Source organism: Sphingomonas sp. CCH10-B3, assembly GCF_001556185.1.
In the GTDB taxonomy this organism is placed as follows: Bacteria; Pseudomonadota; Alphaproteobacteria; order Sphingomonadales; family Sphingomonadaceae; genus Sphingomonas; species Sphingomonas aquatica.
The window spans coordinates 1-4,024 of the sequence record NZ_LSIJ01000025.1; the positions used below are offsets into that span (position 1 = coordinate 1).

Here is a 4,024-nt window from a genome sequence, read left to right on the forward strand (position 1 = left end):
GGGTGCAGGGTGGAAGCTATTTTATAGGCACCGTCGAGCTCGCGACGGCCGCTGCGCTGATTATCGGTGCTTTCAACAAGACGGCCTCCGCTCTCGGCGCGGCGATGTCATGCCTGACTTATGCCGTGACACTGACGTTTTTCCTGAGCACGCCTGGCGTCGCCGAGCCGACCGCTGGCGGGTTCCCGGCGATTTCGGCCGGAACCGGACAGTTCCTGTTGAAGGACCTGGTGCTTCTTGCGGCATCAGCGTGCCTTCTACTTGCGTCCATACGGACAGCAGACGCGTGACGGCAAACAGGTGATAGGCGACGCTCCGGACCTGCGCTTTTGCCGAACCATACCCGCCTCAGCCCATAACGATCGACAAACCCTGTCGCTTTGATAGGGTGTTCGAAAACATGCTTTCGAGGGTTTGTCGTACATGCTGGTCGGATATATGCGGGTGTCAACGACCGATGACCGCCAAACGGTCGATCTCCAGCGGGACGCGCTCGTCGCAACCGGGGTCGATCATCGGCATCTCCATACCGACAAGGCATCCGGCGCGCGCGACGACCGACCAGGCCTGAAAGCCTGCCTCGACTATCTGAACGCGGGCGACACACTGATCGTGTGGAAGCTCGACCGGCTCGGACGCTCGCTGCCGCACCTGCTGACGATCGTCACCGATCTGAAGGCGCGCGGCATCGCGTTCCGGTCGCTGACCGAGCAGATGGATACGACCACGCCGCACGGCGAATTGCTGTTCTCGCTGTTCGGTGCATTGGCACAATATGAGCGTGCGCTCACGCGCGAACGGGTGATGGCGGGACTGGCTGCTGCCAAACGCCGGGGACGCCAAGGTGGCCGCCCGCCGATGATCGACGCCGAAACGCTCGAGCGGATCACCGCCGCGCTGGATGGCGGGGCCAGCAAGGCGTCCGTCTGCCGGACCTTCAAGGTGCCGCGTTCGACCCTTCTCGGCACGCTTGCCCGGATCGGCTGGACCGCACCGGCCAAGGTCTAAGCCGATGCCGCGTCGCGCCGTCCTGTCGGACGAGCAACGCGCGGCGTTGCTCGCGCTTCCCGACGACGAAACCCTGCTCGTCCAGCACTGGACATTGAGCCGGGACGACTTGGCCATCATCGTCCGCCGGAGGCGACCGCATAACCGGCTGGGTTTCGCGATCCAGCTTTGCGCGCTGCGCTATCCTGGCCGTTTCCTGCGACCCGGTGAACTGATCCCTGATACGCCGCTCGCGTTCGTCGCAGAGCAATTGCAGGTCGGACCCGAGGTGCTGGCCGACTACGCGACGCGCGGCCCGACCCGGTACGAACAGCTCGATGCACTGCGCGATGCATTCGGCTTCATGCCGCTCAGTCGGCCGCTGCGAACGACGTTGCAGGAATGGCTCCTGCCGATCGCGCTGACGACGACCAGCGGGGCTAGGCTGGCGCGCGTGATGCTGGATGAGTGCCGGCGACGGCGCATCATTGTGCCGGGCATCAGTTCGGTCGAGCGGATGGTCGCACAGGCGTTGCTCGATGCCGAACGCCATGTCGCCGAGCATCTGACCCGAGGACTCGATGCTCGACAGCGCCGGCTGCTCGATGCGCTTCTCCTGCCCCACACAGGCACGAACTTGAGCGATCTGGCCTGGGTGCGGCAGTCACCCGGCAAGCCCGGCCGAAAGACATTCGCCGCCATCATCGAGCGACTGACACTGCTTCGGGCCATCGGGATCGATCCGGATATCGCCGTAGGCGTCCATCCCGAGCGCCTCCGACGCCTGTGCCAGGAAGGCGTGCGGCTGACCGCGCAACATGTTCGGACGCTGCAAGCGACGCGGCGTCGCGCCACATTGGTGGCGACCATCCTCGAAACCATCGTTACCCTCACCGACGATGCGGTGCTGATGTTCGATCGCCTGCTTGGGCAGATGTTCCGGCGCGAACAGAACAGCGCGGACACGACACTCAAGCGCAACCGGCGCACCATCAACGGCAAAATCCGGCTGCTTGCCCAACTCGGCGCTGCCTTGCTCGCCGCCAAGATATCAGGTGGCGATATCGGCGCTGCGGTCGAGGCAGCGATCGGATGGAATGATCTCGGCCGCGAGGTCGATGAAGCCCGCAAGCTGATCCGCCCCGATTCGGTCGATCCCGTCGCGGTCGCCGCGACCAATTACCCCGTCCTCCGACAGGTCGGTCCCTCGTTCATCGCCTCGTTCACATTCGGGGCGGTGCCAGCCTGCCATGCGCTCGCGCGAGCGGTCGCGATCATGCGCGACCTTCATTTTGGTCATCTGCGCAAATTGCCTGCAGGCACGCCAGTCGGCTTCATCCGGCAAGCTTGGCGTCGGGCGATCGGCACCGGCATTCCCGATCGCAGGATCTATGAATTGTGCGTGCTGGTCGAGCTTCGCGACCGGCTTCGCGCCGGCGACATGTGGGTCGAGGGAAGCCGACGCTATCGTGCTGTCGAGCAGCAACTCATTCCTGCCCCCGTATTCGCCAACATGCGCGCGGCCGGCCCCTTGCCGATACCGGCACCGGATACGGCCGATATCTGGCTGGCCGAACGACGCGCCCGCCTCGCCCGTCGATTGGCCGAGGTCGAGCGAAAGGCGGAGACGGACGCGCTGGAAGACGTGCAGCTCAGCTTGGGCAGGCTGCGGATTTCGCCCTTGAAGGCGATTACTCCCGAGGAATCCGATACCGCCCTTGCGCCGCTCTATGCGCATCTGCCCGCGATCCGCATCACCGACCTTCTTGCCGAAGTCGATCGATGGACCGGGTTCAGCCAGTGCTTCACGCATCTGCAAAGTGGCCGTGCCGCGGATGAACCACGTGCGATCCTCACGGCGGTGCTCGCCGATGCCACCAATCTGGGCCATACGCGCATGGCGGAAGCCTGCAATCTCGTGACCCAGCGCCAACTCGGTTGGCTCGCCTCGTGGCATCTGCGCGAGGAAACCTACGGTCGCGCGCTCGCCCGGCTTGTCGACGCCCAACACACCGCGCCGCTGGCCGCGCTGTTCGGGTCCGGCACCTCGTCCAGCTCAGACGGTCAGAACTTTCCGCTCGACCGCCGCGCCCAGGCAACCGGCGCAGTCAATCCGCACAAGGGGACAGAGCCGGCTGTCTCCTTTTACAGCCACGTCTCGGATCGCTACGCGCCGTTCCATTCCACAGTTATCTCCGCTTCGGCGAGCGAGGCGGCACAGGTGCTCGACGGGCTGCTCCACCACGGCGCCGATCTGCACATCGAAGAGCATCACGTCGATGGCGGGGGCGTCTCCGACCATGTGTTCGCGCTATGTCATCTGCTTGGGTTCCGGTTCGCGCCGCGTATCCCGAATATCGCCGCACGCCGTTTGCACCTGTTTAACGGCATCGAACCCGGCCCCGATATTGCGCCGCTGGTCGCGGGCCGCATCGACGAAGGTCTGATCGAGGCACACTGGGACGACGTGCTGCGACTGGGAACCTCGATCCGCACAGGCGTCGTCAGCGCCTCGATCATGCTGGAACGGCTCGGCTCCTATCCACGCGCCAACGGCCTGGCACTGGCGTTGCGCGAGATCGGTCGCGTCGAGCGTACCCTGTTCACGCTCGACTGGATCGAGCAGCCCGAACAGCGTCGCCGCGCCACCCGCGAACTCAACAAGGGAGAAGCGGAAAATGCCCTGAAACGCGCCATCTTCTTCCATCGCATCGGCCGTATCCGCGATCATGCGCTGCAAGCCCAAAGCCATCGGGCGAGCGCGCTGAACCTCGTCGCCGGTGCCATCGTCCTGTGGAACACGACCTACCTGCAAGCCGCCCGGATGCATCTCGCCAACCTCGGCCGGCCGGTCCCGCCGGACCTGCTGCAACACCTATCACCGCTCGGTTGGCAGCATATCAATCTCACCGGCGATTACCTCTGGACCGATCCCGATGCGCCATCCACCGCGCTCAGACCGCTTCGCCAGATGCGCGCCGTCGAAGGCACGGCAAAACCTTAGCGTATATCTGGGTCCGTTCTGTGTACCGACCCC

General features: G+C 64.8%; 3 protein-coding genes. All 3 read left to right on the plus strand.

Annotation, left to right across the window (positions count from 1 at the left end; all coding sequences use genetic code 11):
- Nucleotides 1–290 (plus strand): DUF417 family protein (locus AX672_RS05795; protein ID WP_168727356.1); only part of this gene is annotated, 290 nt, incomplete at its 5' end.
- A gap of 133 nt (nt 291–423) precedes the next feature.
- Nucleotides 424–1,008, plus strand: coding sequence for a recombinase family protein (locus AX672_RS05800; RefSeq protein WP_010339849.1), 585 nt, complete (start codon nt 424–426; stop codon nt 1,006–1,008).
- 4 nt (nt 1,009–1,012) lie between these two features.
- Nucleotides 1,013–3,991, plus strand: a complete 2,979-nt coding sequence (locus AX672_RS05805; protein WP_012449407.1) for a Tn3-like element ISMpo10 family transposase — start codon at nt 1,013–1,015, stop codon at nt 3,989–3,991.
- The last annotated feature ends 33 nt before the right edge of the window (nt 3,992–4,024 follow it).

Coding starts and splice junctions, on each gene's coding strand:
- AX672_RS05800 (WP_010339849.1), top strand. CDS start 424: ATGCTGGTCGGATATATGCGGGTGTCAACGACCGATGACCGCCAAACG.
- AX672_RS05805 (WP_012449407.1), top strand. CDS start 1,013: ATGCCGCGTCGCGCCGTCCTGTCGGACGAGCAACGCGCGGCGTTGCTC.